Below are 1102 nucleotides of genomic sequence, written 5' to 3'. Positions count from 1 at the left end.
GAAGTTATGAGTGAAGAGCAAAACGCGAAGGTTGCCAAAGAAGCACGAGACGAGCGCGATGAGATCATTCAGCAACTAAAGGCAGTACAGAATCGGCTTGATGAACTGCACAACAAACTAGATCGAGAATGATCCGGTTACAAGGTTCGCTGATCATGAAAAAACTAAGCCCGCTTGAAGCGGGCTTAAACATATTGGATTTTCAACTTGTTCGAAACGGCAAGCCTAACTAACGAATTCTGGTCCGATGCCAATGCTCCACACGATGACGCTGATGGCAAACAAGCCCACGAGCATGCATAGGCCTACCGTCAAAATAGACGTTGCAAACATAAAACCTCGGTCTTCGGGAATCTTCATTAAGATTGGTAGGCCCTCATACAGCAAGTAGACCGACCATCCTACGGCAACTACTCCAGCTAACATGTTGACCCAAAGAACGGGATAAACAGCAATTATCCCCATTAGGAATAAAGGCGTTGCCGTGTAAGCCGCTAAAATAATACCGTTGTGTTCTTGCTCATCGACGCCATACGTCGCTGCGAAGAAATCAATGAATTTACCGATAATAAATATACCGCTCAGCATCGCTGCGTAAAAAAGCACGCATAGTTGCGCTGCGCTGCCTTGACTCAGTCGAATTAGCTCTCCATCACCTACTCGCCATCCAACTTGAGTTGTACCGTAAAACGCTGCTGCTGCGGGAATAAGTGCGAGAAGAATAATATGGGTGAGAAAGAGTTTGGGGGTTGATTCATGTTCTTCTCGAATCGTTTGCCACTCTCTATCGGGGTGAGTCAAAATACCGAAAGTGTGCAGTATACTCATAGTGCCTCCGCTGATTGTTGTTTTTTGGCTGCCACTTAAGTGTTTACCCTTTAACCAGTTGCGTCAAGGAACTAAACGCACTATTTGTATAAAAAGCGCACAAAATGAATCTGTTTTGAACAAAAAGCAACCAACTACCGAAACAAATTAGTTGTTGAAGCCGATGTCTTCAACCATGAATGACAACTTGTCTCAATTTAATGACCTTACGTTCGATGAAGATGCCTGGTTCTGTTTGAGTTGTCGGCGGTATCTGAAGTTAGTTTCCCTTAAA

At 44.4% G+C, this 1102-nt stretch carries 1 protein-coding gene; it reads right to left on the bottom strand.

Annotation, left to right across the window (positions count from 1 at the left end; genetic code table 11):
* Nucleotides 1-225: 225 nt before the first annotated feature.
* Nucleotides 226-828, bottom strand: a complete 603-nt coding sequence (locus A3751_RS17095) for a Yip1 family protein (protein ID WP_068458192.1) — start codon at nt 826-828, stop codon at nt 226-228.
* Nucleotides 829-1102: the final 274 nt, after the last annotated feature.

It is taken from the genome of Oleiphilus sp. HI0080 (assembly GCF_001635135.1).
The sequence above is the reverse complement of the archived record's forward strand: the minus strand, read 5'-3'. Positions and strand labels throughout refer to the sequence as shown.